Annotated in this window: 19 protein-coding genes; 7 read left to right on the top strand and 12 right to left on the bottom strand. The window is 62.5% G+C overall.

Annotated elements, in window-relative coordinates:
- The first annotated feature begins 36 nt into the window (after positions 1–36).
- Together YUO_RS0103310 and YUO_RS0103305 are read left to right on the top strand one after the other, a co-directional pair.
- Positions 37–1,542: an AMP-binding protein gene (locus YUO_RS0103310; RefSeq protein WP_028346015.1), complete on the top strand. Its 1,506-nt coding sequence runs from the start codon at positions 37–39 to the stop codon at positions 1,540–1,542.
- Between the two features lie 93 nt (positions 1,543–1,635).
- Positions 1,636–2,895 carry a hypothetical protein gene (locus YUO_RS0103305; protein WP_028346014.1) on the top strand — a complete coding sequence of 420 codons (1,260 nt, stop codon included), beginning with the start codon at positions 1,636–1,638 and terminating at the stop codon, positions 2,893–2,895.
- A 142-nt stretch (positions 2,896–3,037) separates the two neighbouring features.
- Here YUO_RS0103305 and mfd read toward each other — a convergent pair whose 3' ends face one another.
- Both mfd and YUO_RS0103295 read right to left on the bottom strand, forming a co-directional pair.
- Positions 3,038–6,556 (bottom strand): transcription-repair coupling factor, encoded by a 3,519-nt coding sequence (gene mfd, locus YUO_RS0103300; protein WP_028346013.1) that lies wholly within the window; start codon positions 6,554–6,556, stop codon positions 3,038–3,040.
- Positions 6,553–6,843 (bottom strand): FAD assembly factor SdhE, encoded by a 291-nt coding sequence (locus tag YUO_RS0103295; RefSeq protein WP_028346012.1) that lies wholly within the window; start codon positions 6,841–6,843, stop codon positions 6,553–6,555. Before YUO_RS0103295 ends, mfd begins: the two co-directional genes overlap by 4 nt.
- A 274-nt stretch (positions 6,844–7,117) precedes the next feature.
- Between YUO_RS0103295 and recG the strand changes: the two genes are divergently transcribed.
- A complete protein-coding gene (gene recG / locus YUO_RS0103290) occupies positions 7,118–9,226 on the top strand; it encodes an ATP-dependent DNA helicase RecG (RefSeq protein WP_028346011.1) in 2,109 nt (702 codons plus the stop codon).
- On the opposite strand, the gene YUO_RS39620 is transcribed toward recG, so the two are convergent.
- The 4 genes from YUO_RS39620 to YUO_RS0103270 form a co-directional block, all read right to left on the bottom strand.
- The gene (locus YUO_RS39620) at positions 9,178–10,158 is read right to left on the bottom strand and encodes a dihydrodipicolinate synthase family protein (RefSeq protein WP_051379197.1); all 981 of its coding nucleotides are present in this window, start codon (positions 10,156–10,158) and stop codon (positions 9,178–9,180) included. The genes recG and YUO_RS39620 overlap by 49 nt on opposite strands.
- A gap of 15 nt (positions 10,159–10,173) precedes the next feature.
- Positions 10,174–10,959: a DUF502 domain-containing protein gene (locus YUO_RS0103280; RefSeq protein WP_028346010.1), complete on the bottom strand. Its 786-nt coding sequence runs from the start codon at positions 10,957–10,959 to the stop codon at positions 10,174–10,176.
- Positions 10,960–11,104: 145 nt separating this feature from the next.
- Complete coding sequence (gene glmS, locus YUO_RS0103275; protein ID WP_028346009.1) at positions 11,105–12,931, bottom strand: glutamine--fructose-6-phosphate transaminase (isomerizing); 1,827 nt, start codon at positions 12,929–12,931, stop codon at positions 11,105–11,107.
- Between the two features lie 912 nt (positions 12,932–13,843).
- On the bottom strand, positions 13,844–14,422 hold the full coding sequence (locus tag YUO_RS0103270) for a hypothetical protein (protein ID WP_028346008.1): 579 nt from the start codon (positions 14,420–14,422) through the stop codon (positions 13,844–13,846).
- 266 nt (positions 14,423–14,688) lie between these two features.
- Here YUO_RS0103270 and YUO_RS0103265 point away from each other — a divergent pair, with 266 nt between their 5' ends.
- A complete protein-coding gene (locus YUO_RS0103265) occupies positions 14,689–15,321 on the top strand; it encodes a glutathione S-transferase family protein (RefSeq protein WP_028346007.1) in 633 nt (210 codons plus the stop codon).
- Positions 15,322–15,506: 185 nt separating this feature from the next.
- Here YUO_RS0103265 and YUO_RS44485 read toward each other — a convergent pair whose 3' ends face one another.
- From YUO_RS44485 to glmU, 5 genes are all read right to left on the bottom strand, one after another.
- Positions 15,507–17,198 (bottom strand): hypothetical protein, encoded by a 1,692-nt coding sequence (locus tag YUO_RS44485; RefSeq protein ID WP_051379196.1) that lies wholly within the window; start codon positions 17,196–17,198, stop codon positions 15,507–15,509.
- The gene (locus YUO_RS0103250; RefSeq protein ID WP_035725802.1) at positions 17,195–18,307 is read right to left on the bottom strand and encodes a dsDNA nuclease domain-containing protein; all 1,113 of its coding nucleotides are present in this window, start codon (positions 18,305–18,307) and stop codon (positions 17,195–17,197) included. The genes YUO_RS44485 and YUO_RS0103250 overlap by 4 nt, the downstream gene beginning before the upstream one ends.
- 306 nt (positions 18,308–18,613) lie before the next feature.
- Positions 18,614–18,766 carry a hypothetical protein gene (locus YUO_RS46985; protein ID WP_198027958.1) on the bottom strand — a complete coding sequence of 51 codons (153 nt, stop codon included), beginning with the start codon at positions 18,764–18,766 and terminating at the stop codon, positions 18,614–18,616.
- Between the two features lie 146 nt (positions 18,767–18,912).
- Positions 18,913–19,047, bottom strand: a complete 135-nt coding sequence (locus YUO_RS48450) for a hypothetical protein (RefSeq protein ID WP_283806399.1) — start codon at positions 19,045–19,047, stop codon at positions 18,913–18,915.
- A 411-nt stretch (positions 19,048–19,458) separates the two neighbouring features.
- Positions 19,459–20,817: a bifunctional UDP-N-acetylglucosamine diphosphorylase/glucosamine-1-phosphate N-acetyltransferase GlmU gene (gene glmU, locus YUO_RS0103230; RefSeq protein WP_028346005.1), complete on the bottom strand. Its 1,359-nt coding sequence runs from the start codon at positions 20,815–20,817 to the stop codon at positions 19,459–19,461.
- Between the two features lie 165 nt (positions 20,818–20,982).
- On the opposite strand from glmU, the gene YUO_RS39605 reads away from it, so the two are divergent.
- Positions 20,983–22,278 (top strand): hypothetical protein, encoded by a 1,296-nt coding sequence (locus tag YUO_RS39605; protein WP_051379195.1) that lies wholly within the window; start codon positions 20,983–20,985, stop codon positions 22,276–22,278.
- A 293-nt stretch (positions 22,279–22,571) separates the two neighbouring features.
- Positions 22,572–22,952 (top strand): hypothetical protein, encoded by a 381-nt coding sequence (locus YUO_RS0103220; RefSeq protein WP_028346004.1) that lies wholly within the window; start codon positions 22,572–22,574, stop codon positions 22,950–22,952.
- Here YUO_RS0103220 and YUO_RS0103215 read toward each other — a convergent pair.
- Positions 22,912–24,537 (bottom strand): glycoside hydrolase family 17 protein, encoded by a 1,626-nt coding sequence (locus YUO_RS0103215; RefSeq protein WP_028346003.1) that lies wholly within the window; start codon positions 24,535–24,537, stop codon positions 22,912–22,914. The genes YUO_RS0103220 and YUO_RS0103215 overlap by 41 nt on opposite strands.
- Positions 24,538–24,786: 249 nt before the next feature.
- Here YUO_RS0103215 and YUO_RS0103210 point away from each other — a divergent pair, with 249 nt between their 5' ends.
- On the top strand, positions 24,787–25,356 hold the full coding sequence (locus YUO_RS0103210; protein ID WP_028346002.1) for a beta-1,3-glucan biosynthesis protein: 570 nt from the start codon (positions 24,787–24,789) through the stop codon (positions 25,354–25,356).
- Positions 25,357–25,527 lie beyond the last annotated feature (171 nt).

Raw genomic sequence — 25,527 nt, 5'->3', positions numbered from 1 at the left:
GCCAAGCGATCCACCCTCCCTGACAGAAGTAACGCCGTGACCCAGCCCACCGCTTCGCCAACGCTCGATACGTTGTTCAAACGGAACCTGGCACGGCAGCCGGACGCGCTGGCGCTGGTCGATCCCCCCAACAAGCAGCGCATCACCGGCCAGCCGCCGAAGCGTCTCACCTTCGCGCAGGCCGACCGCATGATCTCGTCGCTGGCCGCGCACTTCATCGAATCCGGCTTGCCGTCCAATTCCGTGATCGCGGTTCAATTGCCGAACACGATCGAATTCGCGCTCACCGTGCTCGCCGCCTTCCGCGCCGGCCTCGTCGTCGCGGTGCTGCCGCTGCTCTGGCGGCAGTCGGAATTGACCATGGCGCTCAACCGCACCGCCGCGCGGGCGATCGTGAGCTCGGGCAAGGTCGACGGCGTGATCTACTCGGATCTCGCCCTGAACGCTGCTGCCGAAGCGTTCTCGATCCGCCATGTCTGCGGCTTCGGTGGCGAGCTACCCGAAGGCATGGCCTCGCTCGACAATGCCATCTTCCGGGAATCCCCGACCACGCGCGCTGTGGTCCAGGACGGCCGCAAGGCGGCGCTGATTTCCTTCGATGTCACCCCGGACGGCTTTCGGCCGGTCCCGCGCGCCCATCTCGGCCTGATTGCGGGCGGCCTTGCCATCTCCCTCGAAAGCGACGTGCCGCAGGGCGCGACCATCCTATCGGCCTTCTCGCCGATGTCATTTGCCGGCCTCGCCTCGTCGCTGGCGATCTGGCTGCTGTCGGGCGGAACACTGGTGTTGCACCATCCGTTCGACGACGAGGTGCTGGAACAGCAGATCGACGAGCAGGCCTGCGACACGCTGATCGCTCCCGCCCAACTGGCGCTGCGGCTGGACGAACTGGACCTCGGCGCGCGGATGCCGAGCCTGCGCAATGTCATCGGCCTGTGGCGGACCCCGGAGCAGATCGGCTCCAGTGCGTGCTGGGCCGCGAAACAGGCGACGCTGACGGATGTCTATCTGTTCGGCGAGGCCGGATTGTTCGGTGCCCGCCGGATCGCGGAAGACGGCTCCCCGGCCCTGATCAAGCCGGGCCCCCACGGGGCGCCGCGCGATCTGCCGGGATCGTCGATCGCGGGCGAGATATTGCTGACGCCGCGCGGCACGCTGGGACTACGCGGACTGATGGTGCCGGTTGCGGCCTATGCGCCGCCTCCACCGCCGAGTGATTCCCTGATCGCGGCGCCGCCGCGCGACTACGTGGATACGGATTACGCGGCGCGGCTCGATCGCGTCACCGGCGCGGTCAATATCACCGCGCCGCCGTCCGGCGTGATGGTCGTCGGCGGCTACCGATTCCTGGCGCAGGACCTGCAGGAGTGGGCGCGCCGGCTCGGTCAGGGCGCGCTGCTGACCGCGCTGCCGGACCGTCTCAGCGGCCACCGGCTTGCCGGCCGTGCGCTCGACAACGCCCGCGCCCGAGACGCGCTGACAGAACTTGGACTTAACCCGTTGATGGTGGAAGCATTTCGGGATCGGAGCAACGCCGCCTGAGAGGCTGCTGGCGGGCGCTCGTTGACGCCGCATTAAGCGCGGCAAACTAGGATCGTGGCATCCTATTGCCCGCCTGATCCGAGTTCTCAGCAGATGTCCCAGCAAGGTCCGATCCTCGTCGTATCGACCGCGAAACGGCCGTCGTTTGCCGCCACGCTCGATGTCGCGCGACTGTTTCCGGTGATCGAGAGCGGGTGGACGGATGCGGCGCGCGCGGTCGAGCAGGTGCAACCGGCGGCCGTGCTGGCCGAAACCTCCGGCACCAATGCAGCCGGACTGGCGGAGCTGGCCGTGCGGGTCGCAGCGCGACAGCCCTATCTGCCGCTGATCGCGATCGACCCGCAGAACCCTGTTCCGGACAACGCCATTCCCTTTTTTCAGAGCCAAGTCTTTCAGAGCCAAGTCCCACACGCCCAGCAAGGCGGGTCCGACCGGCTGGCGGCCCGCCTGCGCGCCGCACTTCGGGTGCGGTCATTGCATGCGACCGTGATGCGCCGGCTGGTGCCGGCAGCGCCGATGGCGTTGTCGCATATCGATCCGGCGCGCGACGCTACCGTGCTGCTGATCGGCCGCGGCGGCGCCTATCCGGCGCTGTCGGTCGCGCTTGGCGAGCGCACCGGCGTGGTCGGCGCGCTTTCGATCGAGGCGGCTGCGAAGCATCTCAACGTCAGGGACATCGACGGCATCGTGCTCGGCGAAGGATTCAGCCTGCGCGTGGTCGATGCCTTCCTCACCGTGCTGACGGAGGACGCCCGTTTCCGCAATCTTCCCGTCGTCGTGACGGCAGGCGATCTGGCGCCGGCCTATGATTTGCCAAACCTCGAGATCATCTCCGGCGACGCTGTCCAGGTGGCAGCGATTGGGCTGCCGCTGATCCGCCAGTACGCCTTCGAAGCGCATCTGAGCCGCACGCTGAAGGCCATCGACGCCGATGGCCTGATCGACGCGCGGACCGGTCTGCTCACCCCGGAAGCCTTCGAGCGCGACTTTGCCAGCGCTATCTACCAGACCCAGCAACGCGGCGGCGGATTGTCGGTGGCGCGCTTTGCGTTCGATCCCGGACACCCCCGCGCGCAATTCGACGGCGCGCGGATCATCAGCCGCCTGATGCGGCAAATGGATTTCGGCGCCGCCCAGGATGACGGCTCGGTTGTCGTGGTCTTTGCAGAGGCCGACCTGAAGTCGGCTCACGCCATCGCACGGCGGCTGTCGAGCGTGATGCGCCATACCAGCCACGGCCAGCGCGACGCACGGTCGGAGCCAACCGTAACGGTTGCAACGCTCCTGCCCAACGATTCCGTGAAATCGCTGCGGTCACGGCTGCAGGAAGACGCGCAACGGGCGGCGTCATGAACTGGCAGCCGTTTAGCGCAGCTTCGTAGGGTGGGCAAAGCGTGCTTTGCGCCGTGCCCACCATCTATCCAGAATGCTGTTGCGAAATGGTGGGCACGCTTCGCTTTGCCCACCCTACAATTCCTCGCAATGATGACAGACACTACGCCGCCTTCTTGCTCTCCGCGAGATTGGCGAGCTGCCGCAAGATCTCGGTCGTACCCATCAACCGCTCTTCCGGCGTTTTCCATTGCTGCAGGAACACCACCTTCATATCCGGCCGCACCTTCGCGGCCTGGCCGTGCTGACGGATAAAGGCGACGAGGCGATCCGGCTGGGCAAAGCTGTTGTCGCGGAACGAAATCACCGCGCCCTTCGGACCGGCGTCGACTTTCTCGACATTGGCGCGGCGGCAATAGGCCTTGATGGCCGCGACCTTGAAGAGATAGCGGACCTCGTCCGGCAGCACGCCGAAACGGTCGCGCATCTCGGCGGCGAAATTGTCGATCTCCTCGTCGGTATCGAGATCGGCGAGCCGACGGTACAGCGACAGCCGCACCGAAAGATCGTTGACGTAATCCTCCGGGATCAAGACCGGCATGCCGATGGTGATCTGCGGCGACCAGCGGTCTGCGGCGGGCTCGGCCACGCCGGCCTTGAGGTTGAGGATCGCCTCCTCCAGCATCGATTGATAGAGCTCGAAGCCGACTTCCTTGATGTGGCCGGATTGTTCTTCGCCGAGCAGGTTGCCGGCGCCGCGGATGTCGAGGTCGTGCGATGCGAGCTGAAAGCCCGCGCCCAGCGTTTCCAGCGACTGCAGCACCTTCAACCGCCGCTCGGCTTGCGCGGTGATCTTCTGCTGCGCCGGCAGCGTGAACAGCGCGTAAGCGCGCAGCTTCGAGCGCCCCACCCGCCCGCGCAACTGATAGAGCTGCGCCAGCCCGAACATGTCGGCGCGGTGCACGATCAGCGTATTGGCGTTCGGGATGTCGAGGCCGGACTCGATGATGGTGGTTGAAAGCAGGATGTCGTATTTGCCGTCATAGAAGGCCGATATGATGTCCTCGATCACGGTCGGCGGCATCTGGCCATGCGCAACCGCGACCTTCATCTCCGGCACGTTCTTGTCGAGGAAGTCCTTGACGCCGGCAAGGTCCTCGATGCGCGGCACCACATAGAACGCCTGCCCACCCCGGTAGCGTTCGCGCAGCAGCGCCTCACGGATCATCAGCGGATCGTGCGGCGCCACGAAGGTGCGCACCGCGAGGCGATCGACCGGGGGCGAGGCGATAATCGAAAGATCGCGCACGCCGGTCAGCGCAAGCTGCAGCGTTCGCGGGATTGGCGTCGCGCTCAGCGTCAAGACATGCACCTGCGCCCGCAACTGTTTCAGCTTTTCCTTGTGGCTGACGCCAAAGTGCTGCTCCTCGTCGACGATCAGCAAGCCCAGATCCCTGAACTTGATCGACTTGCCGAGCAGCGCATGGGTGCCGACGACGATGTCGACATTGCCTTCGGCCAGCCCCTTCTTGACCTGCGTCAGCTCCTTGGCCGGAATCAGCCGGGACGCCTGCGCGACGTTGACTGGAAAACCTCTGAAGCGTTCGGCAAAATTCTTGCTGTGCTGACGGGCGAGCAGCGTGGTCGGCACGACGACGGCGACCTGCTTGCCTTCGAGCGCGACCGCGAACGCCGCGCGCAACGCCACCTCCGTCTTGCCGAAGCCGACGTCGCCGCAGATCAGCCGGTCCATGGGACGGCCGGTTTCGAGGTCTTTCAGCGTGGACGTGATGGCGCCAAGCTGATCCTCGGTCTCCTCATAGGGGAAGCGCGCACAGAATTCGTCATAGACATGCGGCTGCACCGGCATTTTCGGCGCTTCGTGCAGTTGCCGCTCGGCTGCGATCTTGATCAGTTCGCCGGCGATCTCGCGGATCCGGTTCTTCAGCTTGGCCTTGCGCGCCTGCCAACCGCCGCCACCCAACCGGTCCAATTCGACATTGGCGTGATCGGAGCCGTAGCGCGACAACAGCTCGATGTTCTCGACCGGCAGGAACAGCTTTGTTTCAGCGGCATAGTGCAGTTCGAGACAGTCGTGCGGCGCGCCGCCCACCTCAATCGTCTGCAAGCCGACAAAGCGCCCGATGCCGTGCTCGACATGCACCACGAGATCGCCGGTCGAAAGACTCGTGACTTCCGAGATGAAATTGTCGAGCTTGCGGCTTGATTTGCGCTGGCGCACCAGGCGGTCGCCGAGAATGTCCTGCTCGCTGATGACGGCGAATTCGTCGGTCTCGAAACCGCTCTCCATGCCGACCACCGCCAGCATGGCCTCGTTGCGCGGCGTCGCCTGCACGGTACGCCAGGCGTTGACGGTGGTGATATTGGCGAGCTTGTGATCCCTGAGCATACTGGCCATGCGGTCGCGGGAGCCTTCGCTCCACAGCGCGATCACCACCTTCTTGCGTTGCGCCTGCAATGCCAGCACATGCGCTACGACGGCTTCGAACACGTTGGCCGAAGTGTCGGCGCGCTCGGGCGCAAAATTGCGGCCCTGCCGCGCGCCGGCGTCGAACACGTCCCCGGCCCCTTCCGGCACCGCAAACGGCGTCAGCCGCGCCACCGCGGCGTCGCCTAGCCGCGTCGTCCACTCCGCTTCCGTCAGATAGAGCCGGTCCGGAGGTAACGGCTTGTAGATCGCGCCCGATCCGGGATGCTCCAGCGCCTCGCGCCGCGCCTCATAATAGTCCGCGATCTGCTTGAAGCGTTCGCGCGCGGCGTCCTCGCCTTGCGGTTCGATCGCGACCGGCGCACCGTCGAGATAATCGAACAGCGTATCCATCCGCTCCTGGAACAGCGGCAGCCAGTGCTCCATGCCCGGATGGCGGCGGCCTTCGCTGACGGCCTCATAGAGCGGATCGTCGCGCTCGGGCGCGCCGAACGCCGCGACATAGCCCATGCGAAAGCGGCGGATGGTTTCGGTGACGAGCTGGAATTCCGAGATCGGCACCAGATCGAGCGCGCGCATGTCGAGCAGCGTGCGCTGGGTTTCCGCATCGAACGTGCGGATCGATTCGAGGGAGTCGCCGAAGAAGTCGAACCGCACCGGCTGGTCGAGCCCGGCCGGAAACAGATCGAGAATGCCGCCGCGCACGGCGTACTCGCCGGGCTCGCGCACGGTCGAGGAGCGGTTGTAGCCATTGTGCTCCAGCCAGGCGACGATCGAATCCATCGGTACGACATGGCCGGGCGCGACCGACAGCGCCTGCGCCGCTACCACCTCGCGCGCGGGCACGCGCTGCACGATGGCGTTGACGGTCGTCAGCACGATCAGCGGTTTGTCGCTGCCCTGCAGGCGCGATAGCCGCGCCAGCGTCGTCAGCCGCTGCGCCAGGATGCCGCCATGCGGTGACACCCGATCATAGGGCTGACAGTCCCAGGCCGGAAACTGCATCACGGGCAAATCAGGGGCGAAAAACTCCAGCGCCCGCGCCAGTTGCTGCATCCGCGGACCATCGCGGCAGACCACGGCAAGGCTGACCGCCGGCGGTTTCGGCTTGGCTGCGACCGCGCGCGCGAGGTCGGAGACGACAAGCCCCTCCGCGCCCTCGGCGACATTGGCAAACGTCAGTGCGCGGCCGGGTGCCAGCAGCGCGGCGGGCGATTTAACGGGCGCCTTCATGCTTCGTGATCCACAGCGCGAAACGCCTTGATACGTTCGAACAACGCGGTCGCATATTCCGGATCGAGCGGCTTGTCGCCGGTCAGTGCGGCGTAGAGATCGGGATCTGGCACCTCGATCAGGCGTTCCAGCTCGGTCAAATCGTCATCGCGCATGCCCGATATCTCGGCATCCGCAAAGCGCCCAAGGATGAGGTCCATCTCACGGGTGCCGCGATGCCAGCAGCGAAATAAAAGCCGCTTGCGGCGGTCATCGAGGCCACCGCTCGATCGTGTCGTACCCGTCATTGTCCTATCCATTCGAACGCCAAAAGCCCGGACGTGCCGGGCCGGGTTGATATAGCGGTCGAGATGACGAATGTCAGCCCCAACAGTTCCGTGAATTACCACTACGGTGTCATTGCCGGGCTTGACCCGGCAATCCATCATCTTTTCAAGAGTGATGGATGCGCGGGTCCCGTCTCCGCCAAGGCTTCGCCCGACCACGAGCGCGCTCGGCCGCCGAAGCCTTGGCGAAGTCAGCAAGCCCGCGCATGACGCGCTATGTGCGACGAGAGACCTGATGCGCCCCAGCCTGCTCAATCCCTTGTTTGCGCCGGTCACGAGCCTGCCCGGCGTCGGGCCGAAACAGGACAAGCTGCTGCGCTATTTGCTCGACCGCGACGAGACCCCGCGGTTGGTCGATCTGCTGTTGCATTTGCCGGCCAGCGTGATCGACCGCAGGGCACGGCCGAAGATCCGCGAGGCTGTACCGGGAACCGTCGTGACGCTGGAAGTCACCGTGGACCGTCACCGGCCGCCTCCGCCGCGCAGTGCCCGCGCGCCCTACCTCGTCTATGCCTCTGATGATACCGGCGACGTGGTGCTGACGTTCTTCCGCGCCAAGCCCGGCTATGTCGAAAAGCTGCTGCCGGTCGGCGAAAAGCGCTACGTTTCCGGCACGCTGCAAATGTATGACGGCATCCCGCAGATCGTGCATCCCGATCGCATCGTCGACGAGGCGGGATTTGCAAAACTCAGCGGTATCGATCCGGTCTATCCGCTAACGGAAGGCCTCGCGCTAGGGTCGCTGCGCCGGGCGATCGCGCAGGCGCTGCAGAAGTTGCCGGAGCTGCCCGAATGGATCAGCCCGGAAGTGATCCGCCGCTGCAACTTTCCGCCGATCCGCCAAGCGCTCACCCGCGTGCATGTGCCGGTCGAGCTCACGGACATTTTGCCCGACGGCCCGTTCTGGTCGCGGCTCGCCTTCGACGAGCTGCTCGCCGGTCAACTGGCACTGGCGCTGGTGCGCGCGCAATTGCGGCGTCCGGCCGGCGACCGCAACGCCGGCGACGGTCACCTGCGCCACAAGATCATCGACGCGCTGCCCTACGCGCTCACCGGCTCGCAGCGCGCGGCGGTCGCCGCCATCACAGAGGATTTGCTCCAGCCGGTACGGATGTTGCGGCTGCTGCAGGGCGACGTCGGGTCCGGCAAGACGGTGGTGGCGCTGCTCGCCGCGGCTGCCGTCACCGAAGCCGGCAAGCAGGCCGCGCTGATGGCGCCGACCGAAATCCTCGCGCGCCAGCATATCAAGACCATCGCGCCGCTGGCAGAGCGCGCAGGTCTTCGCGTAGCGATCCTGACCGGCCGCGAAAAAGGCAAGGAGCGGCGCGAGATTTTAGCGCGGCTCGAAGCCGGCGAAATCGATTTTCTGGTCGGCACCCACGCGCTGATCCAGGACGACGTGATCTTCAAGTCGCTGGCGCTCGCGGTGGTCGACGAACAGCATCGCTTCGGCGTGCGCGAACGGCTCGCGCTCACCAACAAGGGCGAAGCCGTCGACGTGCTGGTCTTGAGCGCAACGCCGATCCCCCGCACGCTGGTACTCACTTATTTCGGCGACATGGACGTCTCCGAATTGAGGGAAAAACCGGCTGGCCGCCAGCCGATCGACACTCGCGCGGTTCCGGCCAGCCGCCTCGATGAAGTCGTCGATGCCGTCGGCCGCGCGTTGAAATCGGGCAAGCTGGTTTACTGGATCTGTCCGCTGGTCGAGGAATCCGAGGCCGAGGGCACCGAACATCTCACCAACGCCACCGAGCGTTTCGAGCGGCTGCAGAAACGTTTCGGCGACCGCGTCGGGCTGGTGCATGGGCAGATGAAGGGCACGGATAAGGATCGCGTGATGGCGCAGTTTGCCGCCCACGAGATCGGGCTTCTGGTCGCCACCACCGTAGTCGAGGTCGGCGTCGACGTCCCCGCCGCGACCATCATGGTGATCGAAAACGCCGAACGCTTCGGGCTCGCGCAATTGCACCAGCTCCGCGGCCGGATCGGCCGTGGAGCGGAATCCTCGACCTGCCTGTTGCTCTACAAGGAGCCGCTCGGCGAAATGTCGGCGGCGCGGCTGAAGGTGATCCGGGAGACCACCGACGGCTTCCGGATTGCCGAAGAGGATCTCAAACTGCGCGGCGAAGGCGACGTGCTCGGCATCCGTCAGAGCGGCCTACCCGGCTATCGCATCGCCCGCTCCGACGTGCACGGCCAGCTCATCACGCAGGCGCGCGACGAAGCGCTGCGCATCATGAAGGACAATCCGAAGCTCAAGGGCGAGCGCGGCGAAGCGCTGCGCTGTCTGCTCTATCTGTATGAGCGCGATGAAGCGGTGCCGCTGATCGGTGCGGGATAACTCGTAACCGTGGCAATGCGGGTCCGGTAGTGCTCGGCGCCCTCGACGATCTTGTCGAGCAGCGCCTCCAGCGCCCAGAACTTCTCGCGGATATCGAAGGTGACGGCGCGGCTGTCGGTACAGGAGAACGTGCCGAGGCGCTGGTGATAGAGCTTGGCAAGCTTCGGGTAGCCCATCGGTTCGGCCATAGCCGACAGCGCGAGATAGACGGAAAGTTCGTCCGCCAGCGCCGGATGATAGGCATGCTCGGTCATCAGCCACTTGTAGAGATCGGGATGAAAATTCGTGAATACGCCGGTAAACCCGCGTGAGCCTGCCTTCATTGCCTCAAAGGCAATCGCCGCATTGGCATTGACGATCGAAAGCGGCGTGCCCCTGGTCAGCGTCACGCGGCGCTTCACCGTTTCGAGGTCGCAGGAGACGTCCTTGAGGATGACGAAGCGGCCGGTGTTGGCGCAGAACGTCAGCTCGTCGTCGGTGAGCAGACGACGATAGGGCGCCGGGCATTCGTACAGACCAAGCGGAATTTGCGTCGGCAGCCGATCGAGCAGCCAGCTCAGGTCGTCGATGAATTTGCTCCCGCCTTCCTGCTTGGCGTCGAGCCGGTTGGTGACGAGCACCATGCCGTCGACTCCGGTCGCAGCAATGGCGGTCAGTTCGGCAAGCTGGTCGTCCAGGCTTTCGCTGATGTGACCGGACGCGATCACCGGAACATGGCCGGCCGCGGCTTTTTTGACGAAAGCGGCGAGCGCAACCCGTTCGTCGAGGGTGAGAAACTGCATCTCGCTGGACTGGCAGACCGCAAACAGCGCGTCCGAACCATTGTCGATGTACCATTCCACCAGCCGGCCGAGGCCGGGATAGTCGATCTGGCCGCTTTCGGTAAACGGCGTGATCATCACCGGAATGATGCCTTCGATCTTCTTGGTCATGATGTCGGCGCCGCCCTACTCCACCTTCGCCTTCGCGGGAGCCGGCTTCAGCCCGGCAGCCGAATTCGCCACACGCGCCGCGTTCGCCATGCCGGCTAGCGCGGCGTTGCGTTTCTGTTGATCGGAGCCGGGCTGCACCACGCCGGCCGACATGATCAGCGTCGCCGCGTCTTCGGTCGTCATGTCGACTTCGATGATCTTGCTCTTCGGCACGTAGAAAAAGAAACCCGTGGTCGGGTTCGGCGCGCAGGGCAGGAACACCGAGATGTGCTCTTCCTGGCCGGGAAGCTGGCTTGCCACGTTCGCGCTCGGCGACTGCGAGATCAAAACGATCGACCACATGCCCGGCGAGGGAAATTCAACCAGGCCGACCTTGCGAAAGCTCGACCCCTTGCCCGAGAACAGCGTCTCGAACACCTGCTTCAGGCCGCGATAGATCGCGCGCACCACGGGCATGCGGCCGAGCAGCCGCTCGCCGAGGTCGACCAGGGTCCGCCCGATCAAATTGGCGGTAAGGAACCCGAGCAGCGTCAGCGCAACCACGGCGACGATAAGGCCCGAACCGGGCAGACCGAACGGCAGATAGGTTTCGGGACGGTAGACCGTCGGCACGAACGGCCTGACCAGGTTGTCGACCCAGTTCACGAACCACCAGGTCAGATAGAGCGTGATCGCGACCGGCCCTGCGACAATCAGTCCGGTCAGAAAATAGTTCCGGAAACGGGCCATTAGCCCGGCGTGGTGCGCCTCCGGCAGGGGCTCCTCCGGGGACGCGGTCGGGGGCAGTTCTTCGCGGTTCATCGTGGTTCCAGGTCAGGGCGGCCGAACTCGACATTCGGGCGCGATCGGACGCAAAACCGGGGTCCACTTTTGCTGATCGCGCCTATGCCAGCTAAGCCATCCTAGCAGGTTTTTGAAGGGCCAGCGTGACAGCGGATAGTCTTGACTATTCGACGGTTACCGATTTCGCGAGATTTCGCGGCTGATCCACGTCGGTGCCCATCACCACGGCGGTATGATAGGCCAAAAGCTGCATCGGGATGGCATAGACCATCGGGGTGAACGCCGACGCCATGTCGGGCAGCACGATCGTGACCAGCGAGTCGACGGTGGCTTCGGCCGCTCCCTTGGCATCGGTCATCAGAATGATGTTGCCGCCACGGGCCGCGACTTCCTGCATATTGGAGACCGTCTTCTCGAACACCCGGTCGAACGGCGCGATCACCACCACCGGCATGTTCTCGTCGATCAGCGCGATCGGCCCGTGCTTGAGTTCGCCGGCCGCATAGCCCTCGGCGTGGATGTAGGAAATTTCCTTCAGCTTGAGCGCGCCTTCCAGCGCCAGCGGATAGCTGGTGCCGCGGCCGAGATAGAGCACGTCCTTCGATTTCGAGATGTCGCGCGCCAGCTTTTCGATCTGCGGTTCCAACGTCAGCGCCGCCGCCATCAGCCGCGGAATCTCGACGAGGCCGTGGACGAGCTTGGTCTCGTCTTCGCCAGACAGTTCGCCGCGCGCCTTGCCGGCCGCAACCGCGAGCGAGGCCAGCACCATCAACTGGCAGGTAAAGGCCTTGGTCGAGGCGACGCCGATTTCGGGACCGGCCAGCGTCTGCAGCACGGTTTCGCTTTCGCGCGCAATCGTCGAGGTCGGCACGTTGACGACAGAGAGGGTGTGGGCGCCCTCGGCCTTGGCATAGCGCAGCGCGGCCAGCGTGTCGGCGGTCTCGCCGGACTGCGAAATGAAGATCGCGAGATCGCCCTTGCGCAACGGCGCCTCGCGGTAACGGAATTCGGAGGCGATATCGATTTCGACGGGAATGCGCGCCAGCCGTTCGAACCAGTATTTGGCGACATAGCCGGCATAGTTCGCGGTGCCGCAGGCCGTGATCGAAATGCGCTGGATGTCCTTGAAGTCGAACGGCAGCTTGACCGGCAACATGACGCGCTCGCTCGCCATGTCGACGTAACGTGCCAGCGTATGGCCGACCACTTCCGGCTGCTCATGGATTTCCTTGGCCATGAAGTGGCGGTAGTTCGCCTTGTCGACCAGCGAGGTCGAGGCGCTATGTTTGACCGCGTCGCGGTGAACGATCGCGTTGGTCTTGTCGTAGACGGTCGCGCCCTTGCGCGTCAGCACCACCCAATCGCCGTCTTCGAGATAGCTGATCGTATCGGTGAACGGCCCGAGCGCGATCGCGTCCGACCCCAGATACATTTCGCCGTCGCCGTGACCGATCGCCAGCGGCGGGCCGTTGCGGGCGCCGATCATCAGATCGTCATCGCCGGCGAAGATGAACCCGAGCGCGAACGCGCCGCGCAGTTCCGACAGCGCCGCCCTCACCGCCTCGACCGGCTTGATGCCCTTCTGGAGAAAACTATCGACGAGGTGGACAACGATTTCGGTATCGGTTTCGGTCTTGAAGACCGCGCCCTTCTTCTCCAGCGCCTCGCGCAGCTCGCGAAAGTTCTCGATGATGCCGTTGTGGACCACGGCGACGCGATCGGTCGCGTGCGGATGCGCATTGTTCTCGGTCGGCTTGCCGTGCGTCGCCCAGCGGGTGTGCCCGATTCCGGTGTGCCCCTTCAGCGGTTCCGCATCCAGCCGCTTCTCGAGATTCTTCAGCTTGCCCTCGGCCCGGCGGCGCGCGAGGTGATCGCCTTCCAGCGTGGCGACGCCTGCGGAATCATAGCCGCGATATTCAAGCCGTTTGAGTGAGTCTACCAGAAGCTCCGCGACCGGAGCGCGTCCGAGAATGCCGACAATGCCGCACATGCGGTTCAATTTCCCCAAATCGACGAAATGCGTCGCAACCCGTTAGTCTCTTACCGGCAATGGCAGGCCGACAGATACTCAATAATTATTGCCGATTGAGACAGTCTTAAGCGGAAAGCTTAACGGCCGCCACCCGCGATTACCCTGTCACATCCGCCATCCTGGCGGAATATGAGTCCGCGATCTCGCGGCATGAACTGCCCGAGGCTTGGCCTTGGTTCCCCCCGAGAAGGAGGGAGCAGGGAATGCCGGGTGCTTGCTGCACCCGCGGTCTCGTGTGCAATAAGCGCTAAAAGATGCGCACACGAGCATACAGGTACAGCCGAGGCACTCCGGCATTCCCTGCGCAATGGCTTTACGGCTTACTTCGTGCTCTCCCTGGAGACGAATTCCTCTTGCCTCCATCGCTGCCGGATTAAAGGCTTGTCGAATCCGGTTGGGCTCGACGCGCCTCCGTCAGCTTGACACCAGCCACGGATGCCAGGACCACACGACTTCGCCGTACGCAGCGCCCTCACCTTCACTCCGATCGGCGGGATGCCGACTGAGGTTCTGACGAAGGCCTTGAAACGCCGGTCGTCTGCGCAAACGTTGGAACACTCACGGGAGAACCCGCCCTGCGACCACGATCGCGCCCGACGCCGCTGCGTCCACCGCATCCAACCCCGCGTCCGTGACGATCGCGATACGCCCCTCTTGCCGGGGTGGACGGGCGAATTGATAGCGGTGATTTGGCCGGCAATGGAAGCTGAATATTTTTGATTCCGGGGCTTGACGCGATTTCTGAAAATCAGAATTGATTTGCCCATCATCCCAGTTTGTGACGCGGCCACCGGTGCAATTTGTGCAGTGTCACCGTAATCCCGCGCAAAGACGCATCAGCGGGGCTCGGACTTTTGGCGGCGGTGATGCTCATCGGGTTTTTATCGCCGCGCAGAACTGTTCGGTGACCGCCGTCGTTTCCTCGGTGACGTTCCAGCCGTTCGTCTCGGCGTTTTCCTTGGCCAACTTTTGCTCGTTCTGAAGCATCTTTTTGATGTGCGCGTACGGTTTCCAGTCGGCCTTGGACAGCTTGACGGGGGGCGCACCGCAGACGTTGTGGGCGATCGCTTTCTGCACACTCGTGCTGACGTCGCTCATGTGGCCCTCGACCACGGCGGTGAAGCGCGCCTTGGCGTATTGGGTGTTGGCCGCGATGAAGTCCCTGCAGAAGGCGACCCGCTGACCTCCGTCGCGGGCCTTGATGTAGGCCGTCTGTATTTCGTAATGGACGCGGTAGGCGAGTTTGTTGGCGTTCGGGTCGGATTTCGCCGCTTCGAGCATGGCGCGGTGGTCACCTAAGGTGGCGTCATTGATCCTGATGTCACATGCTTTGGCGAGGGAGACGACCGGAACGTAGGCCCGCACCTTGGCTTCCAGGGCATCGTTGGCGTGCGCAACTGGTGCGAACAGGCTGGCGGCGATTGCGAAAGCAGCAAGGCAGCGTTTCATTGTTGACGTCCTCCACAAGCGGTTCGTGAGCGCGGTGGCCGAGGAGTGTCCAGCCCAAGGCGAGTTCCTTGGGCGGCTGTCGAGCGCCCATCTTGATCTGGATCGTGCCGCTCCGCATCCGGACCGGAATTACGGTGACAGTGCATTTAATGCACCACGCCAGCAACCTTCGGTCGGATTGAGTGCACTGTTACCGTAATTGTCGTTGAATTTATCACGATAGCTTGCCAGACCCGCAGCCGGATCTTTGCCAGGAGGGGCCCGCGATGACCATCACCATCACCGCCTTTGAACGTTCGCCCGACGGCGGCAAGGGACTGGCGCGTGACACGCGCGTTCGCTGGGCGCTTGAAGAAGTGGGCCAACCTTACGAGGTTCGCCTTGTTTCGTTCCGTGCGATGAAGGAGCCGGCGCATCTGGCGCTTCATCCCTTCGGCCAGATCCCGACCTATGAAGAAGGCGATCTCGCCCTGTTCGAGACAGGAGCGATCGTGCTCCATATTGCCGAGCGCCATGCGGGCCTGCTGCCCGATGACGCCAATGCCCGGGCGCGCGCGATCACATGGATGTTCGCCGCGGTCAACACAGTGGAGCCGCCGATCCTTGAACGCGAGACCGCCAGGCTCCTTGAGGGCGACAAGCCCTGGAACAAGGAGCGTCTGCCTCTGGTCGAGGATCGTGTGCGCAGCCGGCTGAACCAGCTTTCCGCTCGCCTGGGCGAAGCCGACTGGCTCGACGGTGCGTTCAGCGCGGGCGACCTGATGATGGTGTCGGTGCTGCTCAGGCTGAGATCATCGGGCATTCTGGACGAATTTCCGAACCTGGCCGCCTATGTCGCCCGCGGCGAAGCACGGGCCGCCTACAAGCGGGCTTTCGCCGCTCAATTGGCAGTCAACTAGCCGTCGACCGGCTGATCAGGTCCGTTCTGGGCTCGAAGTCGTCATCCGAGTTTTTCGTTCGGTGTGTGGGGTCCTGACCCTGGCTCCCGCAGCGAGAACGATAATTAAATGCACTGCACCGTAAGCCAAACCGCGATCCAAGCCCGTCGTCGTGCTGGTCACCTCGCGGCACGACGATGAGCACCTCATTGGAGTAGCTTGCTGTAGTATGGTTTTAGGAAATCACTGACTTCCTCGAACAAATCTGCCTTAAGTAACTTGTTTTTAGTATCTGTCTCGACCACATGACCATCGTATTCGACGCCGTGCAAACTCACTGTGCCCAGAATAAGCTGAGAGCCCTCAGGAATCTGGTTGAGACAAAAGGTTATCATCCGCGCAGCATTTGTCGCGTCTTGGTCTTGCTGTACGGGCGTGTCAACAACGATGGGACAGAACGCTGACGTAGAAAACCGCTTCATTGTATGGATGAATGAATAATAGTATGCCAGGAGTGCGCGCGGCAGATCGCTGCCCGTTTCACGGATATTGCTGTCGATCGCCTTGTAGTTCTTTGCTGTCAGGTTAGGCACCTGAAGCAGTTGCACAAATGAATCCATTTGCTGCAAGTAGAACCCTTTGATGTTTTCCTGCCGCTTCTTGTCGTCAAACGACTTCATGCTCTGAGCGGCCTCATCGGATTTCATCTCTTGCGCACCGATTTGGGAGTCTATTTCCTTCTCCTCTGCGGCGAATGTATTGTCCATTAGCTTTTCGCTCTCGCCCTCGATCAAATCGCGAAGCTTGAGCTCGCCTCTCTGCTCATCGAGAATGCTGTTGATCCGCTCGATCGATCCCGAAAATGATCGCAGCCGCTCCTTTTCAGCAGATATTTGAGCATCCACCGTTTCGATTTCCCGACGGACCTCAATGAGAAACCCGCGACAGGTGTCAACGTCCGATATTAGACTGAACTTATTGGCAAAGTCATTGGCATGAACGGTCCCGCATGTGGGACAAACGATTTCGTCGTCGCTCTCTCGCCTTAGAAATTCGTAATCAGCATCAAGGTCGGCAAGAGCATTTTCCGCGATCGCCGCCTGCTCTACGAGAATCGCCCTTTTTGAATTGAGCTCCGACAGGACCCGTTGCGCTTTATCCTGCTCAACCTGCAAACCTCGACACTCGGCGACGAGCGCGTCTATCTGATCAGCAAATTGATCGGGGGAAAGATCAAAGTGCAATCGCGTGCGCGTCGACCGAAGGCGCTTGCTCGCGCGATCCAATGCCCGCCGGTCGACCTTCAATTCATCGCGCGCTTTATCGGCCGCAGCTTTCAGTGCCTTTGCTTGGTAATATTCATTTGGCCGTAGACCGGCATGGAAGTTCGCAACATCTTTTCGGTAGTTGCTGAACATTTGCAGATTGGAGAATGAATTCCAGTTGCCCACCCAACTGACGTCTTGATCGACGTAAAATGGCAGAAACAGAAACGCTGGTGGAGGGATAATCAGCTCACCGCTGCGATCGGGAAGTGTGAGTTCAAAACGCAGCAGGCGAGCCAGCTCTGGTCCGATCCCGCGAGTAACGCCGGTGCCTGACCAAATCGCCTCGCCATCGCCATTGTACAGGCCGAAATTGTTTCCGGATCGCAGGATGCTATACGGCACCCCATCAACCGTAAAATCTACGAAGGTATCTACCTTCGCCTCAACCCACGTCGGGTTTACCTTCGCAGCGTCAGCTCCGAATGCGGCATAGATCGACTTGATGAGACAAGATTTGCCGGTGTCATTTTCGCCGAGCACCACGGTCGTGTTCGGATCGAACTCGACCATCTGTGCCGCCTTCTCGCGCACGGACAACAGAAGCAGCCTTTTTAATTGCAAGTTTTTCATGGCTTCGCGTCCGCAAGCTTCTGATCAGCTTTTTGTACATCTCCTGACGCGTCATAAGTCATCACCTCGTAGATGATCATTGCTCTTAAACGGCTTCCAGTCAGGTCGGAAATCGTGGCCGTTGCGAAGCTCCATACCTTACTGAAGACATCCTCGGTCAACGGCGTCAAATCAAGCGAGAAACTCAGCTTCTTCAATTCTGCGCGAATGCGTGTTCGGACGCGGTTTATTGCTTCGTTACCAGCTCCAAGCGCTAGCGTTCTATAGAGATGCCATTCCTTCGCGATTTTTGCCTTCTCCATTGCACCGTATGTCAGATCGTTGCTGATCTCGGTCCAAGTTGGCAGAGCATGGCTGGCAGTGATCTGTGATAGCCAACCGTTTACTTGACTCTTGGTGATAGCCTTATGCTTGATCAAATCATCGAATGAGTGAATGGATCCTGTGAATTTGGATTTGGTGCGGCACTCCTCAATGATCGTCTTGTAAAGTGTATCCGGGGCGTAACTAACCGTACCCAGCTGACTGGTTACGAAGTTTTGCATCATTCCTTTGAGATGGGCAGATGCATCGTGCAGACTCAAATCTGCTCGGACGAAATGCATGAGCTTTGCGGTACTCTCGGATGCTGAGGAACACTCGTGCTTTAGCTTCGCGAGAAATTTGGCAAAGTCTTCTGCTTTACAATCGGCGAAACAACAAACCGTCGCCGAGGCGTCCATAAATTCGCATGGCACGTTCGAAACAAAGCTCAAACGTTCTGTTTCGCCGGGAAACAGCTGGTAGTTGTCGAGCATCTTTCCGATGTAGGACGGCAGCAAAGAGGTCTTGTCTTTCGACTGCTTACGCGCGGTCAAGTCAGTCAGGGTCCAGTGGCCCTTCACCTTCGTCTTGACCTGATAAAACCGCGCGCGCGTCGGGGAGGAGCTACTGTTGAGACGCACGATGTCATCGTGAAACTCGAAAGCGATGGCGTAATCGTCGAGGTCATTGTGACTCTCGAAGATTAGCGCGAGCCCCCAACTCGCCTGATAATCGTATCGCTCGTATCCCGTTTCGCCCGACTTCTCACGACGAGGCGTTCGGACGAGCTTGTCTGCGAATGACATCAAGTTCCCCCGCGCGGCACTCTAGCGTATTGCCCTCAATAAACAACTATTGCGAGCAGCTTCGACGTTAGCCTTATGGCGAATGATTGCGCGAAACAGTCGCGCTCTGCCGGCATACAAAGTGCGCCCGCCCGCAAAGGTACGCGGGTTCGGTTCCAACGGGACGACAGTGCGCGCCCGTACTCTTCCGGATAGACGGTGCCGAAATCCGCATCAGAATAGCCGCATTGCAGCGGCGCGGTATTAGTTCACCTAGTATTTGCGTAAGGCCCGGCAGTCCGAAATGGCTGCCGGGCTTTTGCTTGACTACTTGTCAGGCTGCTCCAGGGCCGCTTCCAATTCTGTGACGATGTCGTGCAGGAGCCCAATTGCAAGCGGGTCAGTGACCTCGCGCTCCATCGCGCGGAAACGCATCACCCGCTCTTGAAGTTCACGCTGTTCCCTGTCGTCGTCGTCCATAATGCGCTCCACGCACTTAGGCATGACGCCGAGCGAGACTGATGGTTGCAGGAACTTGAATGAATATTCATCAAGGTTAATGCGTTCCCTTCGGCGTCAACCGAAGTGGCCTGACGCATTGCAGCCGACCCCAGCCGGGTTGCAGGTCAGATACCGAACGAGTGCCTGATCTGCCGCAGCATCGATATGGCGGCATCGGTATACCGACCATGGGTGAGATACTGGTCTAGCTGCGACGCACCAAGCAGCATCAAGGCTGCCATTACAAAGCCTTTGAACATCGTGGGCCTCTCCAAAGGAAAGAGACCGCCAACCGGGCTGGTCGAGTTAAAGCCTTTCGGAATTCGCTGTCGCTGATCGCGACCTATCCGCAATGGCGGAATGCTGGCACCAATTGGTAGCCAAATTGCTAAATCGTGCTGGCGCGCCAAGGGGTTTCGCGAAGGTCCGCAAGGTGCCGGGCCCATTCACGGCATTTTCGACCGAAAAGCGTATCGCCGATTGAAACAGTCTAAGCGGGAAAGCTTAATTCTACTGCGTCATAACTTCTCAACCACCCCTCATCCTGAGGAGCCCGCAGAGCGGGCGTCTCGAAGGATGTGGGCCACAGACGGGACCTCATGGTTCGAGACGCGCTTCGCGCTCCTCACCATGAGGGGTTTATGACGCAGTCGGGTTAACACACGCTCCGCTTACCCCTCTTTCTTAGCCTTCGCCCGCATCTTCATTTCGCGGTAGCGCGCCGCGCCGCCCTCGCGGTTGCTCTGCGGGCTGCGCTCCACGGCCATCGCGTCGTCGGGCACGTCCTTGGTGATGACCGAGCCCGAGCCGATATAGGCGCCCTTGCCGATTTTCACCGGCGCCACCAGCGAGGAATTGGTGCCGACGAAGGCGCCCTCGCCGATCAGCGTCTTGTGCTTGAAGAAGCCATCGTAGTTGCAGGTGATGGTGCCGGCCCCGAGGTTGGAATTGGCGCCGACATGGGCGTCGCCGACATAGGAGAGATGGTTGACCTTGGCGCCCGCTTCGATCGTCGCGGCCTTGGTCTCCACGAAATTGCCAATCCGAACGCCGTCGCCGAGCGAGGTGCCCGGGCGCAGGCGCGCATAGGGACCGATGGACGCCTTCTTGCCGATCGAGGTCTGCACGATATGAGAGAACGAATGGATCACCGCGCCGTCGGCGATGGTGACGCCGGGGCCGATCACGACAAACGGCTCGATGGTGACGTCGCTACCGAACTTGGTGTCGGCGGCGAGATAGACCGTCTCCGGCGCGATCAGCGTCACGCCGGCCTCGAGCGCCGCCTGGCGCAGCCGCGCCTGCATCACGGCTTCGGCCTCCGCGAGCTGGGCCTTGTTGTTGATCCCGCGCACTTCATCCTCGCTGGTTTCGATCACGACGGCCTCCAATCCCATTTCCCTGACGATGGCGACGGCATCGACCAGATAATACTCGCCCTTGCTGTTGGCATTGCCGATCCGGTCGAGGATTTCCAGCGCGCGGCGGCCATCGAACGCCATCACGCCGGCATTGCACAGCGTGACCTTGCGCTCTTCATCTGTCGCGTCGGCATGTTCGCGGATCGCCATCAGGCGGTCGCCCTCAAGCAGCAACCGGCCGTAGCCGGTCGGATCGACGGCGCGGAAGCCGAGCACGGCCAGCGCCGCGCCTTTTTCCAGCGGCGCGCGCAGCCGGGCGAAGGTTTCGGGCGAAATCAGCGGCGTATCGCCGAACGCCACCAGCAGATCGTCGGCGCCGCGCGCGATCGCCTCGCGGGCGGCCAAGACGGCGTGCGCGGTGCCGAGTCGTTCGGCCTGAACGAAGGTCGCAGCATCCGCGCGGACGCGCCTGACTTCGTCGGCGACCGCCTTGTGGTCCGGCCCGATCACGACCGCAAGCGAGGCGCCCGTGCCGTGCGGGGCCGCGTCCAGCACATGCGCCAGCAGCGACTGGCCGGCGACCTGGTGCAGCACTTTTGGCAGCGCGGATCGCATGCGCGTGCCCTCGCCGGCGGCAAGCACGACAGTCAGGCTGGATCGAGCGGTCATTCTGGTCCTCAAGGCCAACACGGTTGCGCCGGCCGTCTTTAATTGTTTTCCACTGGAGATCAAACCGATTCGCTGCCCCGAAAATGTCCGGAAACAAGTGGGCAGCGCATTTCCTGTTAATGTTTACTCCGTGATTCGGCGGGCCTTGAGGAGGGCCGAGAGCGTTTGGCCAAAAAACCTGACCATCTCGCGGACTTCGAGGCGGATGACAGCGGCGGCGTGCTGAGCAACCTGTTGGCCGACGAAGATGAACTCGACCGTCGCGCGCTGTGGCGGCTCGGGTCCTGGGGTGTTGGCGCGACGGCTGCGGTGATTCTGGCCGTCATGGCCAACCAATCATCCCTTGGATTGAAGCGCGAACAGGTCGCAGCCGCAGATATCACCCGGCAGGCGCAGCAAATTCAGCTCGTAGCCAGGGAAACGCAGAATGAGGCGCGGCGGCTCGCCGCCGCCATCGATACCCTCAACGGCGATCGCGACCGGCTCTATTCCCGTGTCACCAGCCTGGAACAGGGGCTCGAATCCGTCACCGGGGCCGTCGCTCGCCAGGGTTCCGCGCAGGCTTCGCCGCCTGCTGCCAATGCCGAACCGCAAGCCGCCCAAAAACCGCCGTCGCCAAGCGTCGCGCCGGTAGCGACCGCCCCGGTCGCAGCGGCGGTCGCAGACAAGGCCACCGCCGAGCCTGCCCCGCCGACGGTTTCGCACGCGGCAAAGGAGGCGGCAAAGACCGACGCAGCCAAAACAGAGAGCGCCAAGCTGGAAACGGCCAAGGCTGAGATGACAAAGGCTGAGATGGCAAAGGTCGACGCCGTCACGCCGGAGCCCACAAAACCCTCGCCCGCTACGCCACTGATGGCCGCGCAATCGATGATGGCTCCGTCTGACCCCGCCGCCGCCAAACTGATCGAGCTGGGCAGAGGGCCGAACCCGGTGATCGCAAGCCCGATCCCGGATGTCGTCGCGTTGGCGCCATCAGATGCGGAGGCGGATGACGCCACCGCGCCAAAAATCTCCCTGCAGCGGACCGAATTCGGGGTCGATCTCGGCAGCGCCAATTCGGTGAACGGCCTGCGCGCGTTGTGGCGCGGATTGCTGAAATCCAGATCGAACGCGCCGCTGACGGCACTGCGCCCGATCATCGTCGTGAAGGAAGGCGTCAACGGCCTCGGCATGCAGCTTCGCCTGGTCGCCGGTCCGCTGAACGACGCCGGCGCCGCCGCGAGGATCTGCGCCATCCTTGCTGAAAACAGCCGCCCCTGCGAGACCGCGATCTTCGATGGCCAGCGGCTGTCGTTGAACGATCCGCCGCCCACTGCCGCCAAGCCTGCCCCGCGCCGGCGCGCCATCGCCAAGCAACCGGCGGCGACCGTCGTTGAGGAGGTGGCGAAGAAGCCGGAGCCGCCGCCGGAGCCAACGCAGACGACATTTTCGTCCATCTTCGGCAGGAAAAATTCACAATAAGCTTTTGGCTATTTACTGCGTTATAAGGCCCTCGTGGTGAGGAGCGCCAACGGGTCCGCGCATAGCGCGGCCCGATGACAGGCTCCGCGCGTCTCCGGACGATGCTTCGCATCGCCGGGAGAACCATGAGGCCCGGTCTGTGGCCTACATCCTTCAAGACGCCCGCTTCTCGCGGGCTCCTCAGGATGAGGCTTTAGCAAGCTACTACAGGGCGTTGTGACGAAATTCTGACTTGTTTTCTCGCTTGCCTGCGAACGCTTGTCCCGACCGCCAATCCCGACCATATTGCGCCGATGAAAAAATCCCCGTTCCGGCTCACGCCCTATCAAGTTCAATTCCTGCTGGTGGTCGGCTTCGTCACCGTCGGCTACGCGCTCTATCTGCGCTACCTCACGGTCGAGTTCTCGACGGTTGCGCTGGCCTGCGACGCCGGCCTGCAGACCATGCAGTGCAAGTCGCGGACGCTCGCCACCTACCTGTTCAAGAATTCGGTATTCGGCATCACCGCGCTGATCATTGCTACGCTTCACGTCATGCGGCCGTCGATCGTGCTGCTGACCGGCGGCCTGATCGCGGCGGGATTCGGGATCGTGCTCTACAATATCGCGCTGTCGGGTATTGCGATCGGGCTGCTCATTTTGGGATTTGCAAGGCCCGCGCCCGCCACAGCGTGAGCGCCAGCAGCAAATAGACCGCGCAGGTCCACATCGCCTGCCAGTTCTGATTGCCCTCGTTGATGCCGGTGAAGAGCGCGGCCGCGACCAGCAAGCCGGCAAAGGCGGATTCGGCAATCGGGCGCACGCCCTCTTTCGGCCGGTTCAGCAGCATCAGCGCCGCGAACGGCACCACCGCCATGGTCAGCGAAGCGAACGGAAAATCGCGGTAGCGCGGATCGAACGTAAAGCCGAGCGCGGTTTGCGCCGCGATCAGCGTGGTGACGATAAGCGCAAGCCCCAGCAACGCCGATAGCACCGACTTGGTCCGGCCCTCGCGCGGTCCGAGCAGTTCGAGGAAGGTCGGCAGCGAGCGCCCCGACATCGCGGCGTTCGCACACAGCATCGGCGAGGCAATGGCGGCTGCCAGCAGCGCGCCCCATTGCAGCCAGCCGCCTGCGCCGTAGCTCTCGTAAAACATCTTGTCGGCGGCGACTCCGAGCAGCATGCCGGCGGTCGTAGCCGATGTCCCGACCGCAATCCAGGCGGCCAGCCCTGGCTTCCATGGCCGCCGCCGCAGCGTCAACCAGCCGGCCAGGAAGACGAAAGCGCTGAGCGCCATTCCGCCTCCCATCTGCAGTTTCCAGAACGGATAATTGCTGATCGGCTCGCCGGGCGGATATTTCACTGCCCGCTGCGCGTCGTTGATCATGCCCCAATAGCCGCCGACGGTGCCTTCGAGCTCACGCTTCCACGGCTGGTCGTAGGCCTCGATCAGGTTGACTCGAAATTTTTCGCGCTTGGCGAGATCGAGGATTTCCGACACCACGCGCGCCTGGTTGGTGCGCGACGGCAGCGCGCCTTCGCGCATCCGCCCCGCGCTCGGCCAGCCGGTTTCGCCGATCAGGATTTCCTTAGCCGGAAATGCCACCGCCATCCGCTTGCGAATGTCGTCAACATGGCCAGCGGCGTGTTTTGCACGCACCGGCATGTCTTCCCAGTACGGCAGGATATGGATCGTGACGAAGTCGACCGCGTCGTAGACTTCGCGGTTGCGCAGCCAGAACTCCCAGACGTCGGCATAGGTGACGGGCACGGTGACCCGCGACTTGACCGAGCGGATGTGGGCGGCGAGATCCGATGTCGTCATCTCGCCGCGCAGCAGCACCTCGTTGCCGACCACCAGCGCCGTAATGACGTCCGGATGTTCCTTCGTCAGTTCGATCGCAACCGAAATCTGGGCAAGATTCTTGATCCGGTTGCTTGAGAGCCAGATCCCCTGGATCACCTTTAGCCCCACCTTGGCGGCCAGCGCCGGAACCTGGTCGAGCCCATTCTCGATCGAATAGGTCCGCACGCAGTCGGTAATCTTGGCGAGCTGCGCCAGATCTTCCGCGATCTGTTCGGGAAGGATCTGCGTGGTCGGTATCAGGGGTGTCTGCGCGCCGCGGAACGGCGCATAGGAGACGCATTGCAGCTTGGCCGTGGGATCGATCGGCGCGCGTGCAAGCGTAATCGGCGTGGCGAGCCACCACCAAAGGGCCGCGATCATAGCGAGCGATGACAGGAGAAGCGCCAGCGGCGTACGAAGAGAAATCGGTTCCATCCTCCGGGCGGGGACCGTCGATTACCCGTTCATCGGCGTTCTGCCAAGATGCACGATCGCCCTATTCTGCCTCGTCCCTGCGGCAGTTTTACCAGCGTCCGTGATAAAGTTGTGACTTTGCTGGACAAAATCTGAAATACCCGTCATGTGAATCGCCGGATGTTTCCGCCGCATTGGGGACCTATTTGGGCGGCAACAAGCCAGAACACCACACCAGCCGCTCGCGGCAGGAAATTGATCGGGGAATGTATGCGTCGAAGGGTGCTTGATCCAAGAGTTGCGGTTTTGAGGCGCTTTGCCGCTGCCGGCCTGGCCCTCCTGATTGGATCAGGCGGGGCGTTTGCCCAGAGTGGCAGCCCGACCCCGCAGGATCAAGGCAAGGCGCCGACCAGTGCCGCCGACGCCAACAAGGACAACCAGCGCAAGGCCGACGAATTCGTCGAGGCAGCCCAGGCAATCAACGGCCCGGCCGGAAATCCCGAATGCGTCTGGCTCGGCCGCCGGGTGGTTCGCCTGATGTGGCGCGACGACCTGGATACCGCGTTCCGGCACCTCGATCTCTATGACCGGTTCGGCTGCCCCGGCGGGCATGTCCAGGCCACCTTCCGCTGCCTGACTCGTTTTGGCGGACAGATCGATCCCAAGGTGGCGGAAACGCTCGACAGTCGCATCCACGTCTGCTGGATCAATCCGGGCGCTCAGCCGCAGGCTGCCGCAGCAGCCAACCCGCCGCCTGCGACCGCCGGCAGCGCGGCGCCTGCGCCGGCCGCTTCGCCCTCGCCGGCCCCCAGCGCCGCGCCTAGCCCGCAGGCGAAATAGACGTCGGCATTCAGGATACGTTCAGAGGAACGATCCTATTTGTCCGGCGTTTGGATCGTTCACGCCCTTAGAGCGCCGTCCTTAAAAAAGTCATGGCGTCATACCAGTTGTGAAAACGCGGGGCAGGACTATCCTAATGACGCCGTCGTCTCGGTCGAACCTAGGGGACAG

The organism is Bradyrhizobium murdochi, from assembly GCF_000472965.1.
Taxonomy (GTDB): domain Bacteria; phylum Pseudomonadota; class Alphaproteobacteria; order Rhizobiales; family Xanthobacteraceae; genus Bradyrhizobium; species Bradyrhizobium murdochi.
Note: the sequence above shows the minus strand (reverse complement) of the source record. Positions and strands in the feature narration are given on the sequence as shown.